Annotated in this window: 18 protein-coding genes; 9 read left to right on the top strand and 9 right to left on the bottom strand. The window is 62.3% G+C overall.

Annotated elements, in window-relative coordinates; all coding sequences use genetic code 11:
• Positions 1–136 precede the first annotated feature (136 nt).
• Complete coding sequence (rlmKL, locus tag ABCR88_RS10170) at positions 137–2,401, bottom strand: bifunctional 23S rRNA (guanine(2069)-N(7))-methyltransferase RlmK/23S rRNA (guanine(2445)-N(2))-methyltransferase RlmL (RefSeq protein ID WP_041116870.1); 2,265 nt, start codon at positions 2,399–2,401, stop codon at positions 137–139.
• Between the two features lie 544 nt (positions 2,402–2,945).
• Between rlmKL and ABCR88_RS10165 the strand changes: the two genes are divergently transcribed.
• The gene (locus ABCR88_RS10165; RefSeq protein ID WP_015634760.1) at positions 2,946–3,161 is read left to right on the top strand and encodes a ribosome modulation factor; all 216 of its coding nucleotides are present in this window, start codon (positions 2,946–2,948) and stop codon (positions 3,159–3,161) included.
• A 133-nt stretch (positions 3,162–3,294) separates the two neighbouring features.
• Here the strand turns inward: ABCR88_RS10165 and ABCR88_RS10160 are convergent, their stop codons facing one another.
• Positions 3,295–4,314 (bottom strand): quinone-dependent dihydroorotate dehydrogenase, encoded by a 1,020-nt coding sequence (locus ABCR88_RS10160; RefSeq protein WP_011060197.1) that lies wholly within the window; start codon positions 4,312–4,314, stop codon positions 3,295–3,297.
• Between the two features lie 232 nt (positions 4,315–4,546).
• Between ABCR88_RS10160 and ABCR88_RS10155 the strand changes: the two genes are divergently transcribed.
• The 8 genes from ABCR88_RS10155 to cobA all read left to right on the top strand — a co-directional run bounded on the left by ABCR88_RS10155 (position 4,547) and on the right by cobA (position 16,220).
• Positions 4,547–5,758, top strand: coding sequence for a CmpA/NrtA family ABC transporter substrate-binding protein (locus ABCR88_RS10155; RefSeq protein WP_041116868.1), 1,212 nt, complete (start codon positions 4,547–4,549; stop codon positions 5,756–5,758).
• Positions 5,759–5,773: 15 nt separating this feature from the next.
• Complete coding sequence (locus tag ABCR88_RS10150; RefSeq protein WP_041116867.1) at positions 5,774–6,349, top strand: ANTAR domain-containing protein; 576 nt, start codon at positions 5,774–5,776, stop codon at positions 6,347–6,349.
• 344 nt (positions 6,350–6,693) lie between these two features.
• A complete protein-coding gene (locus ABCR88_RS10145; protein WP_041116866.1) occupies positions 6,694–7,905 on the top strand; it encodes a nitrate/nitrite transporter in 1,212 nt (403 codons plus the stop codon).
• 7 nt (positions 7,906–7,912) lie between these two features.
• Entirely contained in the window at positions 7,913–9,583 is a 1,671-nt protein-coding gene (locus ABCR88_RS10140) for a bifunctional protein-serine/threonine kinase/phosphatase (protein WP_041116865.1), read from the top strand.
• Positions 9,584–9,973: 390 nt separating this feature from the next.
• Positions 9,974–12,427, top strand: coding sequence for a nitrite reductase large subunit NirB (nirB, locus tag ABCR88_RS10135; RefSeq protein ID WP_041116864.1), 2,454 nt, complete (start codon positions 9,974–9,976; stop codon positions 12,425–12,427).
• On the top strand, positions 12,424–12,741 hold the full coding sequence (gene nirD / locus ABCR88_RS10130; protein ID WP_015634753.1) for a nitrite reductase small subunit NirD: 318 nt from the start codon (positions 12,424–12,426) through the stop codon (positions 12,739–12,741). Before nirB ends, nirD begins: the two co-directional genes overlap by 4 nt.
• On the top strand, positions 12,741–15,458 hold the full coding sequence (locus ABCR88_RS10125) for a nitrate reductase (RefSeq protein WP_258718323.1): 2,718 nt from the start codon (positions 12,741–12,743) through the stop codon (positions 15,456–15,458). Before nirD ends, ABCR88_RS10125 begins: the two co-directional genes overlap by 1 nt.
• A 9-nt stretch (positions 15,459–15,467) precedes the next feature.
• On the top strand, positions 15,468–16,220 hold the full coding sequence (gene cobA / locus ABCR88_RS10120) for a uroporphyrinogen-III C-methyltransferase (RefSeq protein ID WP_041116862.1): 753 nt from the start codon (positions 15,468–15,470) through the stop codon (positions 16,218–16,220).
• Positions 16,221–16,296: 76 nt separating this feature from the next.
• Here cobA and ABCR88_RS10115 read toward each other — a convergent pair whose 3' ends face one another.
• From ABCR88_RS10115 to ABCR88_RS10085, 7 genes are all read right to left on the bottom strand, one after another.
• Positions 16,297–17,274 carry an OmpA family protein gene (locus ABCR88_RS10115; RefSeq protein ID WP_011060196.1) on the bottom strand — a complete coding sequence of 326 codons (978 nt, stop codon included), beginning with the start codon at positions 17,272–17,274 and terminating at the stop codon, positions 16,297–16,299.
• Between the two features lie 107 nt (positions 17,275–17,381).
• On the bottom strand, positions 17,382–17,972 hold the full coding sequence (gene sigX, locus ABCR88_RS10110; protein ID WP_011060195.1) for an RNA polymerase sigma factor SigX: 591 nt from the start codon (positions 17,970–17,972) through the stop codon (positions 17,382–17,384).
• Positions 17,973–18,060: 88 nt separating this feature from the next.
• Positions 18,061–18,885 carry a mechanosensitive ion channel domain-containing protein gene (locus ABCR88_RS10105; protein ID WP_008048604.1) on the bottom strand — a complete coding sequence of 275 codons (825 nt, stop codon included), beginning with the start codon at positions 18,883–18,885 and terminating at the stop codon, positions 18,061–18,063.
• Between the two features lie 2 nt (positions 18,886–18,887).
• The gene (locus ABCR88_RS10100; RefSeq protein ID WP_011060193.1) at positions 18,888–19,133 is read right to left on the bottom strand and encodes a hypothetical protein; all 246 of its coding nucleotides are present in this window, start codon (positions 19,131–19,133) and stop codon (positions 18,888–18,890) included.
• A 63-nt stretch (positions 19,134–19,196) separates the two neighbouring features.
• Positions 19,197–20,192 carry a zinc transporter ZntB gene (locus ABCR88_RS10095; RefSeq protein ID WP_015634750.1) on the bottom strand — a complete coding sequence of 332 codons (996 nt, stop codon included), beginning with the start codon at positions 20,190–20,192 and terminating at the stop codon, positions 19,197–19,199.
• A gap of 25 nt (positions 20,193–20,217) precedes the next feature.
• Positions 20,218–20,709, bottom strand: a complete 492-nt coding sequence (rraA, locus tag ABCR88_RS10090; protein ID WP_011060191.1) for a ribonuclease E activity regulator RraA — start codon at positions 20,707–20,709, stop codon at positions 20,218–20,220.
• Positions 20,710–20,956: 247 nt separating this feature from the next.
• Positions 20,957–21,946 carry an alpha/beta fold hydrolase gene (locus tag ABCR88_RS10085; protein ID WP_236186833.1) on the bottom strand — a complete coding sequence of 330 codons (990 nt, stop codon included), beginning with the start codon at positions 21,944–21,946 and terminating at the stop codon, positions 20,957–20,959.
• Between the last annotated feature and the right edge of the window lie 33 nt (positions 21,947–21,979).

Genomic DNA, 21,979 nt, shown 5'->3' with positions numbered 1-21,979 from the left:
AAGCAGAACTCATCACGCCAGCGAGTTTGGGCATCATCCGAACCAAGTGTGAGTTATAGCTATTAGCCACTAATTTGACCAGCGCTAAACAGCCCCCGAAACCTGAAAAAACAGGCCTCGGGGACATATCCGGCCATCAGCGTGCAGTGACTTTCCAGGCACGGTGGATTTTGCCGTTGCGGGCGAAATCCGGATCGATGGTTTTCGCCGTGATTTCCTCGATCTGGTAGCGCGCGGCGAGGTTTTCATCCAGCTGGAACTTGCGGAAGTTGTTGGAGAAATACAGCACGCCCCCCGGCGCCAGGCGTGCCATGGCCAGGTCCAGCAACTGCACCTGGTCACGCTGCACGTCGAACACCCCTTCCATGCGCTTGGAGTTGGAGAAGGTCGGCGGGTCGATGAAGATCAAGTCGAACTCGTCACGACAACTGTCCAGCCAGGCCATCACATCGCCCTGCTCCAGGCGGTTCTTGTCGGAGAAACCGTTGAGCGAGAAATTGCGGCGTGCCCAGTCCAGATAGGTTTTCGACAGGTCGACACTGGTGGTGCTGCGCGCGCCGCCCTTGGCCGCGTGCACACTGGCGGTGGCGGTGTAGCAGAACAGGTTGAGGAAACGCTTGCCCGCCGCCTCTTGCTGAATACGCATGCGCATCGGCCGGTGATCGAGAAACAGCCCGGTATCCAGGTAGTCGGTAAGGTTCACCAGCAGCTTGATCCCGCCTTCACGGACTTCGGTGAACTGGCCCTGGGCACTCTGGCGCTCGTACTGCTTGGTGCCGCTCTGGCGCTCGCGACGCTTGATCACCACCCGGCTCTTGTCGACATTCAACGCCTGGGGAATCGCCGCCAGGGCATCGAACAGACGCGCCTGGGCCTTTTCCGGGTCCACCGATTTGGGCGCCGCGTATTCCTGCACGTGCACCCAATCCTGGTAGAGGTCGATGGCCAGGGAGTATTCCGGCATGTCGGCATCGTAGACACGGTAGCACTCGATGCCCTCGCGCTTGGTCCACTTGCCCAGTTGCTTGAGGTTCTTTTGCAGGCGGTTGGCGAACATCTGCCCGCCCTCGCTCAGGCGCGCCTGTTCGACCACGGGAGCAGGAGCCGGGGCCGGCTTGATCGGGTTGCCATTCTTGTTGTACTGGCGCACGGGTGCTTCGTCCGCGGCGGCCTGGGCCTGCTCGCGTTCCACCTGGCGCTGCTCGGCGGTGCGGCGCTCGCCGGTGACGAACTGATCCGGCAGGACCTTGATCAGCAGCAGCTTGCAGGGCAAGGCGCCGTTCCAGAACGAGTACTGTTTATGGCTGCGGATGCCCATGCGCTTGCCCAGGTCCGGGGCGCCGGTGAACACCGCCGCTTCCCAGTTCAGGCAGGCCTGGCGCAGGCGCTCGCCGAGGTTCTGATAGAGGTACAGCAGGCTGGCTTCGTCACCCAGGCGCTCGCCGTAGGGTGGGTTGCAGATCACCAGGCCTTTCTGGTTCTGGTCCGGGCGCGGCTCGAAGGTGCCCACTTCGCCCTGGTAGATCTTGATCCACTCGCTCAGGCCGGCGCGCTCTACGTTGTTGCGGCCGGGCTGGATCAGACGCGGGTCGGCTTCGTAGCCGCGGATCCACAGCGGTGGCTTGGCCAGGCCGGCCTGGGCCCGGGCCAGCGCTTCGTCGTGCAGCTTGCGCCACAGCGCCGGCACGTGGCCGAGCCAGGCGGTGAAGCCCCATTGTTCACGCTTGAGATTGGGGGCGATGTCCGCGGCGATCATCGCCGCCTCCACCAGGAAGGTACCCACGCCACACATCGGGTCGGCCAGGGCGCCGCCTTCGGCAGCGATGCGCGGCCAGCCGGAACGGATCAGGATCGCCGCCGCCAGGTTTTCCTTGAGCGGCGCGGCGCCTTGCTGCAGGCGGTAGCCGCGCTGGTGCAGGCTGTGGCCGGAGAGGTCCAGGGAGAGGATGGCTTCGCCGCGGTCCAGGCGCAGGTGGATGCGCAGGTCGGGGTTGAGCTTGTCCACCGAAGGGCGCTCGCCGGTCGGAGTGCGCAGCTTGTCGACAATGGCGTCCTTGACCTTCAGGGCGCCGAAGTGGGTGTTGTCGATGCCCGAGCCATGGCCGCTGAACTCCACGGCCAGGGTGCCGTCGGCCAGCATGTGGTCCTGCCAGTCGACATCCAGCACGCCGTGGTAGAGATCCTCGGCGTCCTTCATCGGGAAGCGCTTGAGCACCAGCAGCACCCGGTTGGCCAGGCGCGACCACAAGCACAGGCGATAGGCTGTCTCCATGTCGGCCATGCCGCGCACGGCAGAAGTGTGCTCACGCGCTTGCTCAAGGCCAAGCCCGACGGCTTCCTCGATCAGCAGGCCTTCAAGGCCTTTGGGACAGGTGAGGAAGAGTTCGTAACGATCCGACATGGGAATACCAGGGCCTTTAGCAATAAGTGAACGGGCAACGCATCGCCCGTTCGGTTTTCAATCAAGCGCTTTTCTTCAAGAGCGCTCGTGTGGCGCGAAACTGCGCCGTCCCACCCCGGCAGGCTGGCTTTCTTGCAGGGCAAAAGAGCTTAGAGGCCGGGACAGATAAAAAGTCAGGGCAACAAAATGACATAAGTCGACCCTTCGTCGAATAGTAGTTGAGTGCAACCGTTCGACATTCTCACTAAAGCATTAACCTCATCATCTAGTGAGAGGCTGATCACAGGGGGCTTTGCGTGACAGGCACGATACAAAACCGCCCCAGGCTTATGGCCTGGACAGCATTATCCTTACGTCCTTATGACAAAACGATCATTCACTTGCTGTGACCTATTGGTTAGAACTCAACACAGGTTGGCGCCGCAACGGCGTCAACATCAAGGCTCGCGACGCCGGCAGCGAGCACCAACGGCAGAAGCAATCTGCCCGACCTCAACGAAGGTCGACGGGACATAAAGCAGTCAACAAGTGAGGGAAACACCCTATGAGAAGACTAAAGCGTGATCCGTTGGAAAAAGCGTTTTTACGCGGATATCAGTATGGCGTTAATGGCAAGTCCCGTGAGCTTTGCCCATTTACTCTACCGTCGGTACGCCAAGCCTGGATTAACGGCTGGCGAGAAGGACGCGGCGACAACTGGGACGGTATGACAGGCACTGCGGGCATTCACAGACTCAACGAACTTCGCGCTGTCGGCTGATCAGGGCACATTCCGACACCTAAAACTTGAATAGATGACGACTTAACCACGCACGCCCCATCCGGGCGGCGGGCTTCGGCCCAGGGGCTCCTTCGAGGAGCCCTTTTTTATGCCCGCGTGCTGTCCTTCCCTCTCAGCCCATGGCCGCGATGGCATCCACCGACTCGCGAATCAGCGCCGGCCCCTTGTAGATGAACCCCGAATACAGCTGCACCAGGCTGGCGCCCGCAGCGATCTTCTCAGCCGCGTGCTTGCCTTCGGTGATGCCGCCCACGGCGATGATCGGCAAACGGCCGGCCAGTTCAGCAGCCAGTACCTTGACCGTGTGGGTGCTCTTTTCCCGTACCGGTGCGCCGGACAGGCCGCCGGCCTCGGCGCCGTGCTCCAGGCCTTCGACACCTTCACGGCTCAAAGTGGTGTTGGTGGCGATCACTGCATCCATGCCGGTTTCAAGCAGGGCGCGGGCCACTTCCACGGTTTCCTCGTCGCTCATGTCCGGAGCGATCTTGATGGCCAGCGGTACACGCTTGCCGTGGATCGCAGTCAGTTCCTGTTGGCGCTGGCTCAAGGCCGCCAGCAGTTGCTTGAGCGACTCGCCAAATTGCAGGCTGCGCAGGCCCGGGGTATTGGGCGAGCTGACGTTGACCGTGACATAGCTGGCATGGGCATAGACCTTGTCCAGGCAGATCAGGTAATCATCCACCGCCCGCTCCACCGGGGTGTCGAAGTTCTTGCCGATATTGATCCCCAGCACGCCCTTGTATTGCGAGGCCGCGACCCGTGCCAGCAGGTTGTCGACCCCCAGGTTGTTGAAGCCCATGCGGTTGATGATGGCCTCGGCCTGAGGCAGGCGGAAGATCCGCGGCTTGGGGTTGCCCGGTTGCGGGCGTGGGGTGACGGTGCCGATCTCGACAAAACCAAACCCCAATTGGGCGAAGCCGTCGATGGCTGCGCCGTTCTTGTCCAGGCCCGCAGCCAGCCCTACCGGGTTCGCAAACTCCAGGCCCATGACCTTGACCGGCATCTGCGCCGGGGCCTTGCACAACAGCCCGTTAAGGCCCAAACGCCCGCCCGCGCCGATCAGGTCCAGGGACAGATCGTGGGAGGTTTCCGGGGAGAGTTTGAACAACAGCTGGCGGGCCAGGGTATACATGGGCGGGATGAACTCGGTTGGCGGCGAAATAGGGCGCCGATTATAGCCGGCCCCGGGGCTTGCAGGCGAGGCGCGAAGTGAAATCCCCGCCGGGCTGGCATATGCCTTGCACTCTCATGTGCATGCAGACCTCGGCCAAGGGCGGCTGAGGTCCCAGGACAATGGCGTCGTCACCCGCCCCGGCCTCACCCGGTCGGCGGGTACGACGCTTTTTTATGCAAGGTGCCACGTCATGACCGATCTCCCCAACACCCCGCTGGCCTGGGTCAACGGCAGCGATGCCCCGGAAAAGTCCGCCATCGACCTGGGCTTCATGGCCCTGACCGATTGCGCCTCAGTGGTGGTCGCCGCCACTCAAGGCTTCGCCCAACCCTACGGCCTGACCCTGAACCTCAAGCGCCAGAGTTCCTGGGCCAGCCTGCGGGACAAGCTGGTGAGCGGCGAGCTGGACGCCGCCCACAGCCTGTATGGACTGATCTACGCGGTACACCTGGGTATCGGCGGCACCAACCCCTGTGACATGGCAGTGCTCATGGGCCTGAACCAGAACGGCCAGAGCATCAACCTGTCCCGGGAACTGCAAGCCCTCAAGGTGACCAGCCCTGAGACATTGGACCGCCATGTGCACCAAAGCCGGGCACGACTGACCTTCGCCCAGACCTTCCCCACCGGTACCCACGCCATGTGGCTGTACTACTGGCTGGCCAGCCAGGGTATCCACCCGCTGCAGGATGTCGACAGCGTAGTGGTGCCGCCACCGCAGATGGTGGCTCATCTGCAGGCCGGGCGCATCGACGGGTTCTGCGTCGGCGAACCCTGGAGCGCCAGTGCAGTGCAGCAGGATCAGGGTTTCACCCTGGCCACCAGCCAGGCGATCTGGCCGGATCACCCGGAAAAAGTCCTCGGCTGCACCCGCGCCTTCGTCGAGCAATACCCGAACACCGCCCGGGTCCTGGTGATGGCGATTCTCGAAGCCAGCCGCTTTATCGAGCAAAGCCCGGAAAACCGCCGCAGCACCGCCCAGTTGCTGAGCGCTGCCGATTACCTGAATGCACCGCTGGACTGCATCGAGCCGCGGCTGCTGGGGGATTACGCCGACGGCCTGGGCAATCGCTGGCAGGACCCCCACGCCCTGCGTTTTCACCATCATGGCGCCGTCAACCTGCCCTACCTGTCCGACGGCATGTGGTTCATGACCCAGTTCCGGCGCTGGGGCCTGCTGCGGGAAGACCCGGATTACCTGGGCGTCGCTCGCCACGTGCAGCAGCTGGAGCTATACCGCGAAGCCGCCACCGCGCTGGGCATCGCCGCCTGGGGCCAGGACATGCGCAGCAGCCAGTTGATCGATGGCAAGGTGTGGGACGGCTCTGAGCCTGCCGCCTATGCCCGCAGCTTCCGCCTGAATGCGATGAACGGCACCCCTCCCCTTGTTGCCCAGCGCTGATCGGAGCCCGCGAACATGCTGCGTATCCTGCTGATCAACGACACCGCGAAAAAAGTCGGAAGGCTCAAGGCCGCCCTCAGCGAAGCCGGTTTCGAGGTGATTGACGAATCCGGCCTGACCATCGACCTGCCGGGCCGCGTCGAAACAGTGCGTCCGGACGTGATCCTGATCGATACCGAGTCACCCAGCCGCGATGTCATGGAGCAAGTGGTGCTGGTCAGCCGCGATCAACCCCGGCCCATCGTGATGTTCACCGATGAACACGATCCGGGGGTAATGCGCCAGGCGATCAAGTCCGGGGTCAGCGCCTACATCGTCGAGGGCATCCAGGTCCAGCGCCTGCAGCCTATCCTCGACGTGGCCATGGCGCGCTTTGAAAGCGACCAGGCCCTGCGCGCGCAACTCCAGGCCCGGGACCAGCAACTGGCCGAGCGCAAGCGCATCGAACTGGCCAAGGGTCTGTTGATGAAGATGAAGGACTGCGACGAAGAACAGGCCTACACCCTGATGCGTCGCCAGGCCATGAGCAAACAGCAGAAGCTGATCCAGGTCGCGGAACAGATCATCGCCATGCAGGATCTGCTGGGCTGACCTGCGCCCCGTAGGAGCCGGCTTGCCGGCGAATAGGCCTCTGAACCTTGCGCCAGTCTTGAGGGTGCCTTCGCTGGCAAGCCAGCTCCTACAGCGAACCAGCCCATGCGAGCCAGCATCGGCCGCAGGTTGGCGCGGCTCTTGCTATCAGCTCCACACCGGTAACCAACGGCGGTTGCCCCACCTACGACAAAGACGTCGCGCGCCCTGCTCGCCCTCAACGAGCCGGGTGCCGACGTTTTTTCGTTTTGGCCCCACTGACCGGGGTCGGTGGCGCGGCCGTGGCGGCGCTCCACCTGCAAGCTCATGACGACTCCAACGACTCTTATCAGCTGAGGTGCGCGATGAATTCAAGCTTCTGGAAATCCGGCCACACCCCAACCCTGTTCGCGGCCTTTCTGTATTTCGACCTGAGCTTCATGGTCTGGTATCTGCTAGGGCCCCTGGCAGTGCAGATCGCCGCCGATCTGCACCTGAGCACCCAACAGCGCGGGCTGATGGTGGCCACGCCGATCCTCGCCGGCGCAGTGCTGCGCTTCATCATGGGCCTGCTGGCCGATCGCCTGTCACCCAAGACCGCCGGCCTGATCGGCCAGGTGATCGTCATCGGCGCGCTGTTCATGGCCTGGAAGCTGGGCATCCACAGCTATGAGCAGGCGCTGCTGCTGGGGGTATGCCTCGGCATGGCCGGGGCTTCCTTCGCCGTGGCCCTGCCCCTGGCCTCGCAGTGGTACCCGCCGCAGCACCAGGGCAAGGCCATGGGCATCGCCGGCGCCGGCAACTCCGGCACGGTGTTCGCCGCCCTGCTGGCACCGGTACTGGCAGCGGCCTATGGCTGGAGCAATGTGTTCGGCCTCGCCCTGATTCCCCTGCTGGTGACCCTGGCGCTGTTCGCCTGGCTCGCCAAGAATGCCCCCCAACGGCCCCAGGCCAAGTCCATGGCCGACTACTTCAAGGCCCTGGGTGATCGTGACAGCTGGTGGTTCATGTTCTTCTACAGCGTGACCTTCGGCGGCTTCATCGGCCTGGCCAGCGCCCTGCCCGGCTACTTCAACGACCAGTACGGTCTGAGCCCGATCTCCGCTGGCTACTACACCGCCGCCTGCGTCTTCGGCGGCAGCCTGATGCGGCCCCTGGGCGGAGCCCTGGCGGACCGCTTCGGCGGTATCCGCACCTTGCTCGGCATGTATAGCGTGGCGGTGGTGTGCATCGCCGCCGTGGGCTTCAACCTGCCCAGTTCCTATGCGGCGCTGGCGCTGTTCGTCTGCACCATGCTCGGTCTCGGCGCAGGCAATGGCGCGGTATTCCAACTGGTGCCGCAGCGCTTTCGCCGGGAAATAGGGGTCATGACCGGGCTGATCGGCATGGCCGGCGGCATCGGCGGTTTTGCCCTGGCGGCGGGCATGGGTGCGATCAAGCAGAGCACCGGCAGCTATCAACTGGCGCTGTGGCTGTTCGCCAGTCTCGGGGTCCTGGCCTGGTTCGGCCTGCACGGAGTCAAGCGCCGCTGGAGAACCACCTGGGGCTCCGCCGCCGTGACTGCGGCGCGGGTCTGAGGGAGTCATGGGCCTGCAACTGAGCCACGCCGAGGCCAGCGCCACCGGACCGCGGGCGGAAAATCAGGACGCCCTGCGCCGGGTCACCCCGGCGCCGGACCTGGCCGCAAGCAAAGGCCTGTTGTTCGCCATCGCCGACGGTGTGAGCCAGTGCGCCGACGGCGGCCTCGCCGCCCGTTCAAGCGTGCAGGCCCTGGCCCTGGACTACTACGCCACCCCGCAAACCTGGGCTGTGGCCCAAGCCCTGGAACGCCTGCTGGTCGCCCAGAATCGTTGGCTCCAGGCCAACGGCGGCGGCCAGCCACTGCTCACCACCCTCAGCGCTTTGGTGTTGCGGGGCCGGCGCTTCACCCTGGCCCATGTCGGCGACTGCCGGGTCTACCGCTGGCACCGGCAGCAGTTGCAACGCATCAGCCAGGACCACGTCTGGGAGCAACCGGGCATGCAGCATGTGCTCAAGCGTGCCCTGGGCCTGGACCAACATCTGGTGCTGGACTTCCTCGACGGCGAACTGCGCCAGGGCGAAAGCTTCCTGATGCTCAGCGATGGAGTCTGGGCCACCCTGGGCGACAGCGCCATCGCTGCCATTCTGCGTGACCAGACGGACCCGGACAGCGCTGTACAGACCCTGGTCCGCGCCGCCCACCTGGCCGGCAGCCAGGACAACGCCAGCGCGCTGCTGGTGCGAGTCGATGAGCTCGGCGAAAGCAGCCTCGGTGACGCCCTGCTGCAGCTGCAGCAATGGCCCCTGCCGCCGCCGCTGAAACCCGGCCAGCGCTTCGAGGGCTGGCAAGTCGAGGCATTGCTCAGCCACAGCCAGCAGGCCTTGCTGTATCGGGTACACGACGAACAGCAACAAACCTGGCTGCTGAAGACCTTGCCCCCGGCCCTGCACAACGACCTGACGGCCTGCCAGGGACTGCTATGCGAAGAATGGCTGCTGCGCCGCGTTGCCGGGCGTCACTTTCCCCAGGTACACAGCGCAACTTCACGCCAGCACCTGTACTACCTGATGCGCGAATACCCGGGCCGTACCCTGGCACAACTGCTTCGCCAGAACGGCCCCTTGCCCCTGGCCCAGTGGCAGCCCCTGGCCGAGCATCTGCTACGCGCAATCGGTCTGCTGCACCGGCGGCAGATCCTGCACCGGGATATCAAACCGGACAACCTGCTGCTGGGGGACGATGGCGAACTGCGGGTACTGGATTTCGGCCTGGCGTACTGCCCCGGCCTCTCGGCGGACCCGGCACACCTGCTACCCGGCACCCCGAGCTTTATCGCCCCGGAAGCCTTCGACGGTGAACCTCCCGGCCCGCAACAGGACCTCTATGCGGTAGGCGTCAGCCTGTACTACCTGCTGACCGGGCACTACCCCCACGGCGAGATCGAAGCCTTCCAGCGCCCGCGTTTCGGCGCAGCGACGAACCCCGGCCGCTACCGCCCGGACCTGCCGGAATGGTTGGCACAAAGCCTGGAGCGCGGGGTGAATGCCGATCCGGCACAGCGCTACGAAACTGCCGAAGAATGGCTGCTGGCGCTGGAACAGGGCGAACGCCGTAGCTTGAGCACCAGATCGCGGCCATTACTGGAACGCGAACCGCTGAAAGTCTGGCGCGGCATCGCCCTGCTCGCCTTGCTGCTCAACCTGATCTTGTTGCTGTCACTGCTGCATCACTGAGGCCATCGGGTGGGTGGCCTTGCTCCTCAAACTCCCGACAAACCTCAGGCCCCTGCGTCCCTAGGAGCCGTTGATCCAAACGCGACCCGATCTGCCACAAAGAGCCGAAACAGGGCATAGCGTCTCAATTCAGTGCAACAGCCGAGATCAGCACGCACAGAACCTTCATCAAAGCTCAATAAAACCAGCACCTCGGCCACTTGGCACAGGCGCTGCATTGCGTCAGGCAACAGACATAAAGCCCGGCCTTCAACGACGAAGGCAGGCTTCCCGAGAGAACGGGATCGGACAAAGGCGTCCTCGTCAGGCCACTGACGGGACGCCTTTTTTGTTTGCGCGCATTTTGTCGAGCCAGGCGTCACTGACCCTGCCTGAGCTCCGGAGAAGCCCATGAAAAGACTCAAACTGGTGATGATCGGCAACGGCATGGCCGGGGTCCGCACCCTGGAAGAACTGCTCAAGCTGAGCGATGAGCTGTACGACATCACGGTCTTCGGCGCCGAACCCCACACCAACTACAACCGCATCCTGCTGTCGCCGGTGCTGGCCGGTGAACAGACGTTCGAGGACATCGTCCTCAACGACCTGGACTGGTACCTGGACCACCACATCAAGCTGCTGCTCAACCGCAAGGTGGTAGAGATCGACCGGATCAGGCGCCGGGTGATCGCCGAGGACGGCAGCGAAGCCGAGTATGACCGTCTGCTGATCGCCACCGGCTCCACGCCCTTTATCCTGCCGATTCCCGGCAAGGACCTGCAGGGGGTGATCGGCTATCGCGACATTGCCGACACCCAGGCGATGATCGACACGGCCAGGACTCACACCCATGCGGTGGTGATCGGCGGCGGCCTGCTGGGGCTGGAGGCCGCCAACGGCCTCAAGCTGCGCGGCATGGATGTGACCGTGGTGCATATCGGCGAATGGCTGCTGGAGCGACAACTGGACCAGACCAGCGGCCAGTTGCTGCAAAACGCCCTGGAAAGCCGCGGCCTGAAGTTCCGCCTGTGCGAACAGACCCAGGCCCTGATCGATGCCGGCAATGGTCGGGTCGGGTCGGTGCAGTTCAAGAATGGCGAGATCATCCCCGCCGATCTGGTGGTGATGGCCGCCGGCATCCGTCCCAACACCGAGCTGGCGGAACGGGCCGGCCTGCCCTGCAACCGCGGGATACTGGTCAACGACACCCTGCAAACCTTTGACCCGCGCATCTACGCCATCGGCGAGTGCGCCAGCCACCGCGGTATCGCCTACGGCCTGGTGGCGCCGTTGTTCGAACAGGCCAAGGTCTGCGCCAACCACCTGGCCCAACTGGGCTTCGCCCGCTACCAGGGCTCGGTGACGTCCACCAAGTTGAAGGTCACTGGCATCGATCTGTTTTCCGCCGGGGATTTCATGGGTGGCGACGGTACCGAAACCATCACCCTCGCCGACCCCATTGGCGGGGTCTACAAGAAGCTGGTGATCAAGGACGACGTGCTGGTCGGCGCCTGCCTGTATGGCGACACCGCGGATGGCGGCTGGTACTTCCGGCAGATCCGCGAGCAGCAGGCCATCGGCGAGATCCGCGACCACCTGATGTTCGGTGAGAACGCGTTGGGCGACGTCGGCCATCAGGGCCAGGACAAGGCCATGAGCATGGCCGACACTGCCGAGGTCTGTGGCTGCAATGGGGTGTGCAAGGGCACCATCGTCAAGGCCATTCAGGAACAGGGGCTGTTCAGCGTCGACGAGGTCAAGAAGCACACCAAGGCCGCCAGCTCCTGCGGCTCCTGTGCCGGGCTGGTGGAACAGATCCTGATCAATACCGTGGGCGGCGCGGCGGACGTCAAGCCGAAAAGCGAAAAAGCCATCTGCGCCTGCAGCGACCTGAACCACGGGCAGATCCGCCAGGCGATCCGCGACCAGCACCTGCTGACCATCGCCGGCACCATGAGCTACCTCAACTGGCGCACCCCTAACGGCTGTGCCACTTGCCGTCCGGCGCTGAACTACTACCTGATCTCCACCTGGCCGGGGGAAGCCCGGGACGATCCGCAATCGCGGCTGATCAACGAACGGGCCCACGCCAACATCCAGAAAGACGGGACCTACTCGGTGGTGCCGCGGATGTGGGGCGGCGTGACCAATCCGTCCGAGCTGCGACGCATCGCCGATGTCGCCGACAAGTACCAGGTGCCCATGGTCAAGGTCACCGGCGGCCAGCGCATCGACCTGCTGGGCATCCGCAAGGAAGACTTGCCCGGAGTCTGGAAAGACCTGGACATGCCGTCCGGCCACGCCTACGGCAAATCCATCCGCACCGTGAAGACCTGCGTCGGCAGCGAGTTCTGCCGCTTCGGCACGCAGAACTCCACCCAGCTGGGAATCGAGCTGGAACACGACCTGTTCAACATGTGGTCGCCGCACAAGGTCAAGCTGGCGGTCTCCGGTTGCCCGCGCAACTGCTCGGAAGCCGGGATCAAGGACGTGGGCATCATCGGCGTCGATTCGGGCTGGGAGATGTACATCGGCGGCAACGGCGGGATCAAGACCGAGGTGGCGGAGTTTTTCGTCAAGCTCAAGACCGCCGAAGAAGTGCGCGAATACAACGGCGCCTTCCTCCAGCTGTACCGCGAAGAAGCTTTCTACCTCGAACGCACCGTGCACTACCTGCAACGGGTCGGCATGGAACACGTGAAAAAGGCCGTGCTGGAAGACCCCGAACGGCGCAAGGCGCTGAACGAGCGCCTGCAGTTCTCCCTGTCCTTCGAGCAGGACCCATGGCAACAGCGCCTGGCCGAGCCGCAGCTGAAAAAAGAGTTCGAGTCGATCCCCGTAAAACAACTGGAGGTGCCGGCATGAACTGGCTGGATATCTGCGCCCTGGAAGAAATCAACACCCTGGGCTCGCGCATCATCAAGGGCCCCAAGGGCGATATCGCAATTTTTCGTACCAGCGATGATCAAGTCTTCGCTCTCGACGATCGCTGCCCGCACAAGGGCGGGCCGCTATCCCAGGGGCTGATCTACGGCAAACGGGTAGCCTGCCCGCTGCACAACTGGCAGATCGATCTGGAGTCCGGGCAGGCCCAGGCCCCAGACCACGGCTGCGCCCACCAGCATCTGGCCCGAGTGGAAAGCGGCCGGGTGCTGCTGGCCCTGCAGGATGCCGGGTAATGGAGCGCCAGAGCACGGCCTCGACCTGCTGCTACTGCGGGGTCGGCTGCGGGGTACTGATCGAGCATGACGGCCGACATATTCTCGGGGTCAGTGGCGACCCGACGCACCCGGCCAACTTCGGCAAACTGTGCAGCAAGGGCGCCAGCCTGCACCTGACCGGCGACCACGCGGCCCGCGCGCTGTACCCGGAACTGCGCCTGGGCAAGGCCCTGGCCCGCAACCGCTGCGACTGGGACAGCGCCCTGGAACATGCCGCTGGGGTGTTCGCCCAGGCCATCGCCGAGCACGGCCCGGACAGCGTGGCGTTCTATATTTCCGGGCAACTGCTGACCGAGGACTACTACGCCTTCAACAAACTGGCCCGGGCCCTGGTGGGCACCAACAACATCGACAGCAATTCCCGGCTGTGCATGTCTTCGGCGGTGGTGGGCTACAAGCGCAGCCTGGGGGCCGACGCGCCGCCGTGCAACTATGAGGATCTGGAGCAAAGCGACTGCGTGATGATCGTCGGTAGCAACATGGCCTACGCCCATCCGGTGTTGTTTCGTCGCCTGGAACAGGCCAAAAGCCAACGCCCACAGATGAAAGTCATAGTGATCGACCCGCGTCGTACCGACACTTGCGACCTGGCTGACCTGCACCTGGCGATCTTGCCCGGCACAGATGTCGCTTTATTTCACGGCATCCTTCACCTGCTGCTGTGGGAGGACTGGATCGACCGGGATTTCATCCAGCAACACACCGAGGGCCTGGTGCAGCTCAAGGCCCTGGTCCGCGACTACACCCCGCCGATGGTGGCCCAGCTGTGCGGCATCAGCCTCGAGCAATTGCAGGAATGCGCCCAGTGGGTGGGCAATGCGCCAAGTTTTCTGTCCCTGTGGTGCATGGGCCTGAACCAGTCCAGCGCCGGCAGCGCGAAAAACAGTGCATTGATCAACCTGCACCTGGCCACCGGGCAAATCGGCCGCCCCGGTGCAGGCCCCTTCTCGCTCACCGGTCAGCCCAATGCCATGGGTGGGCGCGAAACCGGCAGCTTGAGCAACCTGCTGCCTGGACACCGCGAGGCTGCCGACCCGGAACACCGCGCCGAAGTCGCCGCCTACTGGGGCGTGGAGCAACTGCCCGCCAGCCCTGGCTTGAGCGCAATGGAGCTGTTTGAACAGATGCGCAGCGGCCGCATCAAGGCCTTGTGGATCGCCTGCACCAACCCGGCGCAATCCCTGCCGGACCAGAACCGAGTGCACGAGGCGCTGCTGAACTGCCCTTTCGTGGTTCTGCAGGAAGCCTTTGCCACCACCGAAACCGCGGCATTCGCCGACCTGTTGCTGCCAGCCGCCAGTTGGGGCGAAAAACAAGGCTCGGTGACCAACTCCGAGCGCCGGGTTTCCCATGTCCGCCAGGCCGTTGCCGCCCCCGGCGAGGCCCGAGCGGATTGGGCGATCACCGTGGATTTTGCTCAACGCCTGGAGCGATTCCTGCGCCCCGGCCTGCCGAGCCTGTTTGCCTTCGATAGCGCCGCCCGGGTGTTCGATGAATACAAGGGCCTGACCCGCGGCCGCGACCTGGATCTGAGCGGCCTCAGCCACGAGTTGCTCGACCGCCTCGGCCCACAACAATGGCCCTTCCCTGAAGGCGCGACACAGGGTACTGAGCGCCTGTATGTACACGGGATCTTTCCCACCGCCAATGGCCGTGCGCGTTTTGTCAGCGACCCTTATGTAGCAGCCAAGGAGCAGCGGGACGCACGCTTCCCCCTGACCCTGATCACCGGCCGCCTGCGCGACCAATGGCACGGCATGAGCCGTACAGGCACTGCGGCGCAGTTGTTCGGCCATGTCAGCGAAGCCTTGCTGAGCCTGCATCCGGACGAACTGCGGCGCCAACGCCTGCGAGATGGAGGACTGGTGAACCTGAAGAGCCGGCGCGGCAGCGTAATCGTGGCGGTGACCGGCGATGACAGCGTGCGCCCCGGGCAAGCCTTCCTGCCCATGCACTTCGGCGATCGCTTCCTCAAGGGCGGGGTCAATGCCGTCACCCAGCCCGCCTTCGACCCCTTGTCCAAACAGCCGGAACTCAAGCACAGCGGCGTGCGCCTGGAACCGGTGCTACTGCCTTGGCAACTGTTCGTGCTGATTGAAGGTGATGTGCAGGCGCATTTCCGGGCCCTGCGCCCTCTTTGCCAGGCTCTGGCCTATGTCAGCCTCAGCCTGACCGGTCGCGAGCGCCCGGCACTGGTGATTCGCGCCGCCCATGCGCAAGCACCACAAGCGGCACTGCTTCAGGCCATCGACCGGCAATTGCAGCTCGACACAGGCCCGGTACTGGCCTACGACGACCTGCGCCGGGCCATCGGCAAGCGAGTGCGGATCGAACAGGGGCGAATTATCGCCATCCGTTTGTCCGGGGAAACCCTGGCACAGCATTGGCTGCACGAGCTGTGGCAGCAAGGCCGCGCCGATGAACAACTAAGGCGCTGGCTGCTGGCGCCGATGAGTGCACCGCCAGACGCCAGCGGCCTGGGCGGACAACGGGAACGCATCTTGTGCAATTGCAGGAACGTCAGCCACAGCGCGGTCTGCGCCGGAATCGCGCAAGGCCTGGATATGGAACAACTGAAACAGCAACTGGGTTGCGGCAGCCAATGTGGCTCCTGCGTGCCGGAGATCAAGCGCCTGCTCGCGGCTTGCGTGCAACCTGTCGTCGCCTTGGAGTGAGGAAACCCTATGAATGCAAAAGTCTGGTTGGTAGGCGCTGGCCCCGGAGACCCGGAGCTGCTGACCCTCAAGGCCGTACGCGCCCTCGGTGAGGCCGATGTGGTGCTGATCGATGACCTGGTGAACCCTGCCGTGCTGGAGCATTGCCCCGGGGCGCGTGTGATTCCGGTGGGCAAGCGCGGCGGTTGTCGCTCGACGCCCCAAGCCTTTATCTACCGCTTGATGCTGCGCTACGCCCGACAGGGCCGCTGCGTAGTGCGCCTCAAAGGCGGCGACCCGAGCATTTTCGGGCGTGGCGGCGAGGAGGCACAGTGGCTCAAGGCACGGGGCATCGAAGTGGAGCTGGTAAACGGCATAACCGCCGGCCTGGCAGGTGCCACACGCTGTGATATTCCCCTGACCCTACGCGGCGTTGCTCGAGGCGTGACTCTGGTAACTGCTCATACGCAGGACGACAGCCAACTGAACTGGCAGGCGCTGGCACACAGCGGAACGACCCTGGTGATCTACATGGGCGTGGCGAAGCTGGCGGAGATTGCCGAGCAGTTGCTCGGTGGTGCACTGGCGGCGGATACGCCGGTGGCGATGATTGAAAACGCCTCGCTGCCGCAGCAGCGCGAATGCCGCAGCGTACTGGCGAACATGGAACGCGACGCCCAGGTTTTCGCCCTCAAGAGCCCGGCAATCCTGGTTATCGGGGCAGTCGCGGCAACCGCGTCGGTCACGGCCCTTACCTCTGAAACCCAGGTGCAACTGGCCTGACTCTCGCGCCAGGAAGGCAAATCGCAGGTAAAGAAAAACCCGGCCTAGGCCGGGTTTTTCCAAGCTACAAGACTAATTACTTAGCTTGAGCTTCTACCGAGGCTTCTACGCGACGGTTAACTGCGCGACCAGCTTCAGTTGCGTTGTCAGCAACTGGGCGGGACTCACCGTAACCAACGGATTGAACGCGGTTAGCGCCAACGCCGTACTGGTTAACCAGAACTTGTTTAACGGCGTTTGCACGACGCTCAGACAGCTTCTGGTTGTAAGCGTCAGGACCGACGGAGTCAGTGTGACCTTCAACAACGGTGGTGGTCTGTGGGTACTGCTTCATGAAGTCAGCGAGGTTCTTGATGTCAGCGTAGCTGTTAGGCTTGACGACCGACTTGTCGAAGTCGAACTTCACGTCCAGCTCAACACGAACCACTTCAGCAACTGGAGCTTCTGGAGCTGGCTCTGGAGCTGGAGCTGGTGCTACTGGAGCTGGAGCGACTTTGCCGCCGCTGCCACCGAAGTTCACACCCAGACCGATGGTAGGAGCGTAGTCCCACTTGCCGTTGTCCAGCTTGTAGTCAGCTTCAACGCCAGCACGGGCGAACAGGTTGTCGGTGATGTACCACTTAACACCAGCGCCTGCAGTCAGGAAAGTCGACTGGTCGCGACCGCTGTGGCCGTCGGCCTCAACGTTGGTCATGCTCTTGTGAGCAACACCGCCGGAAACGTATGGACGCAGAGCGTCACCCACGGTACCAAAGTGGTACTGAGCGTTCAGGCCGAAGTTGTCGCCTTTGATTTTCTGGTTACCAGTACCGTCGTTGGAACGGGTGTGGTTGGTCTTGTCGTAGGTGGCGTTCAACGACAGATCGTCGGTCAGGAAGTAGCCGATCGATGCGCCTGGGTTGAAGCCGTCTTCAACGTGATTAACGCTGTCGTTGTACTGTTTTTTGTAAAACAGTTCACCCTCGACCGCGCCTTGGCCTTGCGCCAGAACGCCGAACGAAGTCACGGCAACAATAGAACCAATGGCAATGCCCAAGGTGTTTTTCAGTTTCATCCGTTAAATCCCCATCTGGTGATTGTAAAGCAGTCCCACATACCGGGGGACAACTCGGCGGTAAGTCTATCAGAACTCACCTAGACGTAAGAGATATTTGCGCCGAACTAAGTTTCAGCAATACCTGCAAATTTCTCACGCAATTTATCAAGAGCACGTTTGTAACGCATCTTTGTAGCACTCAACCCCATATGCATGATGTCCGCGATCTCTTGAAATTCCAGCTCTGCGACAAATCGTAGCACCAGAATTTCCCGATCAATCGGGTTCACATGCACCAACCAGCGGTCAAGTCCGCCCTTTTCCTCAGGTTTCGGCGCCTTCTCTTCAGAGGCCTCCTCGAGGGGGTCAAGACTTAAAGCGTCCATCAACCGACGCTTGCGCCGCTCCTTGCGATACTGCGTGATGCATTCGTTGTACGTGATGCTATATAGCCATGTCTTGAACTTCGATTTACCCTCAAAGTTCTTAAGGCCATACAGCACCTTCAACATCACTTCCTGACAGACATCATCCGCATCCCGATCGTTCCCCAGATAACGTGCACAAACATTAAATAGGGTCCTCTGATAGCGCCGCATCAACTCTTCATAGGCGCGTGTTACGTGAAACAGCTCCGTATGTGAGCGCGCAACCAACTCCTCATCAGAGAGCTCACGGGGGTCATAGCGCGTGGATAGCGATTGGGTTTTATTCAAAACGAGTCGTGCCGACAGTCAGGTCAATGTCCGCCGCAGCCCGATGACGGGCATTTTGCGGCGGCATACATTAGCAGGGTTTGCCGGGTTAGCGGCTACTTACATGCTGCTCCAGCAGGATCCGATTGGAGAGAGAGACTAGCTCACCCTCATCGGTCAGCAATGTAGTTTTAACCGTGCCAATCTCTTCGATCTGGCCTTCGACCTCACCAACACGTACTTGTTGCCCAACCTGATACAACTCACGCACATAGATTCCCGCAAGAATCTGCCCGGCAATTTCCCGGCTTCCCAACCCCATGGCCAGCGCAACAGCCAGACCAACGGTAATCAATACAATGACGATCACATGGTTGAGCAGGTCGGTTTTGACCTCCAACTGACTGATCGCCACGGAAATACTGATGATGATCACCAACCCCTGGGCAATTCGCCCCAGGCCGCTGGCGTAATCCAGGCCTACGCCTTCTGCGGCGCCGCGTACCAGGCCATTGGCCAGTTGCGCCAGCAAAACCCCCACCAGCAGCACCAGCGCAGCACCGAAAACCTTCGGTAAATACAGCGCAAGCATATCGAGCGTAGCCGAAACTCGCTCAAGGCCAAGGGATTCAGCAGCAGAAACCAGAAAAATCAGCAAAACGAACCAATAGACGATCTTGCCGATCAGGGTCGAGATGGGTACCTGCAAACCCGCACGAGACAGCAACTTGGTCAGGCCGGTGCCGCCCATGAGGCGATCCAGGCCCAGCTTGGCCAGCAATTTCGAGAGCAGGGTATCGAGCAGCTTGGCCACCACGAAGCCCAGCAACAGCACCACCAACGCGCCGAACAGGTTCGGAATGAAGTTCGCCACCTTGGTCCACAAGGCGGTCATCGCCGTGACGAGGCTCTGCGTCCAGAGATCCAGTTCCATATTCAATCAGCCTTATCAGCAGTGCGAGCAGAAGATTTACGACGAGAAACCGGCGCAATATGAGCCGATCCGTTATTCAAGGCGATCATCAGCGCCGGCAGCCAGCGGCCCAGAAGGCTGAACAGATCCCCCGCCCCCACCTGACGGTTGGCGGTTTTCAGTACGCGGCCCAGGCAGGCATCGTCATCGCGGCTCGATGGCGAGGCTTTGAGCATGTCACGCAAAGACTGTTCAAACGGATCGTGCATACGCACCTCTGGTGATGTCTGAAAAAGACGCGATCAGATTTATTCGGGTCACATGAAGCATCATCACACCCAGCGCAAACGACGAAACAACCACCATTGCCCCACGGCCACCGCCACCAATAAAAGGCAGGCGATGATGAAACCATAAGGGCTGGCCGAGAACGGAATGCCGCCCACGTTGATCCCCAAAAGGCCGGTGAGAAAACTCATCGGCAGGAAGATCCCGGTAATGATCCCGAAGCGGTACATGGTGCGATTCATGCGCACGCTCAAACGCCGGTCTTCGGCCTCCAGCACAAGCCCCACGCGCTCTCGGGTCAATTCCAGCTCTTCCAGGTAACGGGTCAGACTGTTGTGCAGCTCGTTCCAGTAATCACCATCATCCACGGCGAACCAGGGCAGTTTTATCCGGCTCAACTGGGCGAAGATATCCCGCTGCGGAGCCAGGAAGCGCTTGAGCCCGGCAGCCCGCCGACGGATCTGCAAAATGCTGCCGTGCTCGGGGGTATACCGTTCGTCGGCATCCAGTTTTTCTTCCTCGCCATCGACCACTTCCGAGAGGTCGCTGACCAGATTCTGCACCTTGTGGGTCAGATACTCGGCCATATAAAGGAGGAGTTCGGCAGACGTCTTCGGCCCTCGGCCCTCGGCAAGCTGCACCAGCAACTCATCGGTGGCGCGCAACTGACGCAAGCGCAAGGAAATCACCCGCTGGGCAGAGGCAAAGATCCGCACCGAGACCATGTCTTCCGGCTCGGCCCCCGGGTTCAGGTTGATACCCCGCAGAAACAGCAGCAACTCCGAGTCCGGGAGCGCCAGCAGGCGTGGGCGGGTGTTTTCCTCCAGCAGCAGGTCACAGCTGAACTCGCTCAGGCCGCTGGAGCGACGCAACCAGGTCTGGGTCTGCGGATGACTGCGATCCCAATGCAGCCACAGGCTTTCATGGGCCTGCAGTTGCAGATCGTCGAGCTCAGTCCGGGCAATCGAACGCGCACCGCCTTCACCATCCAGCACCAGGGCATGTACCAGCCCCCATTGCGCGTTTTCTTCCTCGAACATCCGCATCCCTTGTCAGGTCGATTGTTTATTCAGGCATTTTCAGCGGGCTTGGCGAAACGATCACGCCATTGTTGTCGGCGTAGACATACTCGCCAGGGCGAAAAGTCACACCGGCAAAGGTCACCGCCACATTGAGGTCGCCGATGCCGCGCTTGTCAGTCTTCATCGGGTGGCTGGCCAGGGCCTGGACGCCAAGATCGGTCTGGGCGATGACATCCACATCACGGATGCAACCGTAGATCACCAATCCTTCCCAACCGTTTTTTGCGGCCTTCTCGGCCAGCATGTCGCCCAGCAGGGCGCGGCGCAGCGAGCCGCCACCATCCACCACCAACACCTTGCCCTGCCCCTTGAGTTCCACTTGTTCCTTGACCAGCGAGTTGTCCTCGAAGCACTTGATGGTGACGATTTCACCGCCGAAGGAATCGCGACCACCGAAATTGCTGAACATCGGCTCTACCACCTGCACCAGGTCCGGGTAGGCATCGCACAGGTCGGGAGTGAGGTAATGGTTCATCGAGAAACTCCTGTAACAGAAAGAACACGATCGAAGGTGTCGGTGCTGCCTTATATAGATACGCGCCCAGACCGCAGATGTTTAACCTGTAAGGCCTGATGAGCGAACCCGCCTGCCCCGTATTTTCGCAGCCAGGCCAGCGGAACGGAAAGCCGACTCAATAACTGAATGTGACCAGAACAGCGCAATGCGTCATATCTTAGCCGCAAGCGCTATCGAGCGAAATGCCCTTGTCAGAGCCTTCGCCTCAAACCGCAGCCACGGGTTCGGCAACAGAAACCAGCAATGGAGCCTGCTGATCCTTGAGCCAGCACGCGACCAGCGGCCAGACCTCAGTCTGCGCCGGTTTGCTCACCAGCATCTCGACGTGACCGAAATTACCGCTGAATCCCTGCTCGCGCCCCAGGCAGACAAATTGTTTCTGCTCGCTACCCAACTGCTCGAACAACTTGCGACAGGCCCAGGTCGGATCCTGATGATCCCCTGCGGCACTGACTGCCAGTGCCGGCACCGTAACCTGCGCCAGGCCCGCCCACCAATCCTTGTCGGCATCGCCGAAACGACCAAACAATCCATGCCAGCGCATGCTCTCCAGAGCCAGCCCGATGGGCTCGTCCTCGGGGCCGCGCTTGAGCCGCGAGCCGGACAACTGAGCAAAGCGCTTGATCACCAGGCGCCCACCCCACTCCACCATCGGGATCTTCAAGGGCCAGTAGGTACGGCTGATCTGGGTACCGAAAAACGCCGCCGAAGCCACGCCCGTATCCCCCAGGTACTGCCCGCCCAAGGCCGCCGCCAGGGTAGTGCCGCCCAGGGAATGACCGATCCAATGGGGAACCTGCGCACTTTGCTCACGGACAAAGGCGGCAATTGCCGGCAAATCGTACCGAGCGTAATCGGCGACACGGTTCTTGCGGTAGTCGGCATTGCGGCGCGACAAACCGTGACCGCGCATTTCAGGAATCCACACATCGAATCCCGCGCGGGCCAGATAGGCCCCCAGCCCGATGCCCTTGGGCGAATACCAGAAACGTCGATTGGAAAAGCTGCCATGCAGCAGGACCACGGGGATCCCCCGGGCTTCAGGCTCATCGGCCAGCCCCAGGCGGGTGACGGCCAACTCCACGGAAGGGTCGGGACTGTTGCCGGGCTTCAAGCGATAGACATCTTCGCTGAGGTCGCCTCGACGCTCGGCACTGATCAAGGCGACCGGAAATAGGTTGCTGCTGCTTTGCATATTCTTCTTGCACAAAAAAGGGCGGCATCCAGA

It is taken from the genome of Pseudomonas sp. W17 (assembly GCF_040268305.1).
Taxonomy (GTDB): Bacteria; Pseudomonadota; Gammaproteobacteria; order Pseudomonadales; family Pseudomonadaceae; genus Aquipseudomonas; species Aquipseudomonas protegens.
This window is presented reverse-complemented; position numbering and strand designations above follow the sequence as displayed.

Excerpts from the sequence above, each read along its gene's own strand:
- rlmKL (WP_041116870.1), bottom strand. The coding sequence starts at position 2,401 with ATGTCGGATCGTTACGAACTCTTCCTCACCTGTCCCAAAGGCCTTGAA.
- ABCR88_RS10165 (WP_015634760.1), top strand. The coding sequence starts at position 2,946 with ATGAGAAGACTAAAGCGTGATCCGTTGGAAAAAGCGTTTTTACGCGGA.
- ABCR88_RS10160 (WP_011060197.1), bottom strand. The coding sequence starts at position 4,314 with ATGTATACCCTGGCCCGCCAGCTGTTGTTCAAACTCTCCCCGGAAACC.
- ABCR88_RS10155 (WP_041116868.1), top strand. The coding sequence starts at position 4,547 with ATGACCGATCTCCCCAACACCCCGCTGGCCTGGGTCAACGGCAGCGAT.
- ABCR88_RS10150 (WP_041116867.1), top strand. The coding sequence starts at position 5,774 with ATGCTGCGTATCCTGCTGATCAACGACACCGCGAAAAAAGTCGGAAGG.
- ABCR88_RS10145 (WP_041116866.1), top strand. The coding sequence starts at position 6,694 with ATGAATTCAAGCTTCTGGAAATCCGGCCACACCCCAACCCTGTTCGCG.
- ABCR88_RS10140 (WP_041116865.1), top strand. The coding sequence starts at position 7,913 with ATGGGCCTGCAACTGAGCCACGCCGAGGCCAGCGCCACCGGACCGCGG.
- nirB (WP_041116864.1), top strand. The coding sequence starts at position 9,974 with ATGAAAAGACTCAAACTGGTGATGATCGGCAACGGCATGGCCGGGGTC.
- nirD (WP_015634753.1), top strand. The coding sequence starts at position 12,424 with ATGAACTGGCTGGATATCTGCGCCCTGGAAGAAATCAACACCCTGGGC.
- ABCR88_RS10125 (WP_258718323.1), top strand. The coding sequence starts at position 12,741 with ATGGAGCGCCAGAGCACGGCCTCGACCTGCTGCTACTGCGGGGTCGGC.
- cobA (WP_041116862.1), top strand. The coding sequence starts at position 15,468 with ATGAATGCAAAAGTCTGGTTGGTAGGCGCTGGCCCCGGAGACCCGGAG.
- ABCR88_RS10115 (WP_011060196.1), bottom strand. The coding sequence starts at position 17,274 with ATGAAACTGAAAAACACCTTGGGCATTGCCATTGGTTCTATTGTTGCC.
- ABCR88_RS10105 (WP_008048604.1), bottom strand. The coding sequence starts at position 18,885 with ATGGAACTGGATCTCTGGACGCAGAGCCTCGTCACGGCGATGACCGCC.
- ABCR88_RS10100 (WP_011060193.1), bottom strand. The coding sequence starts at position 19,133 with ATGCACGATCCGTTTGAACAGTCTTTGCGTGACATGCTCAAAGCCTCG.
- ABCR88_RS10095 (WP_015634750.1), bottom strand. The coding sequence starts at position 20,192 with ATGTTCGAGGAAGAAAACGCGCAATGGGGGCTGGTACATGCCCTGGTG.
- rraA (WP_011060191.1), bottom strand. The coding sequence starts at position 20,709 with ATGAACCATTACCTCACTCCCGACCTGTGCGATGCCTACCCGGACCTG.
- ABCR88_RS10085 (WP_236186833.1), bottom strand. The coding sequence starts at position 21,946 with ATGCAAAGCAGCAGCAACCTATTTCCGGTCGCCTTGATCAGTGCCGAG.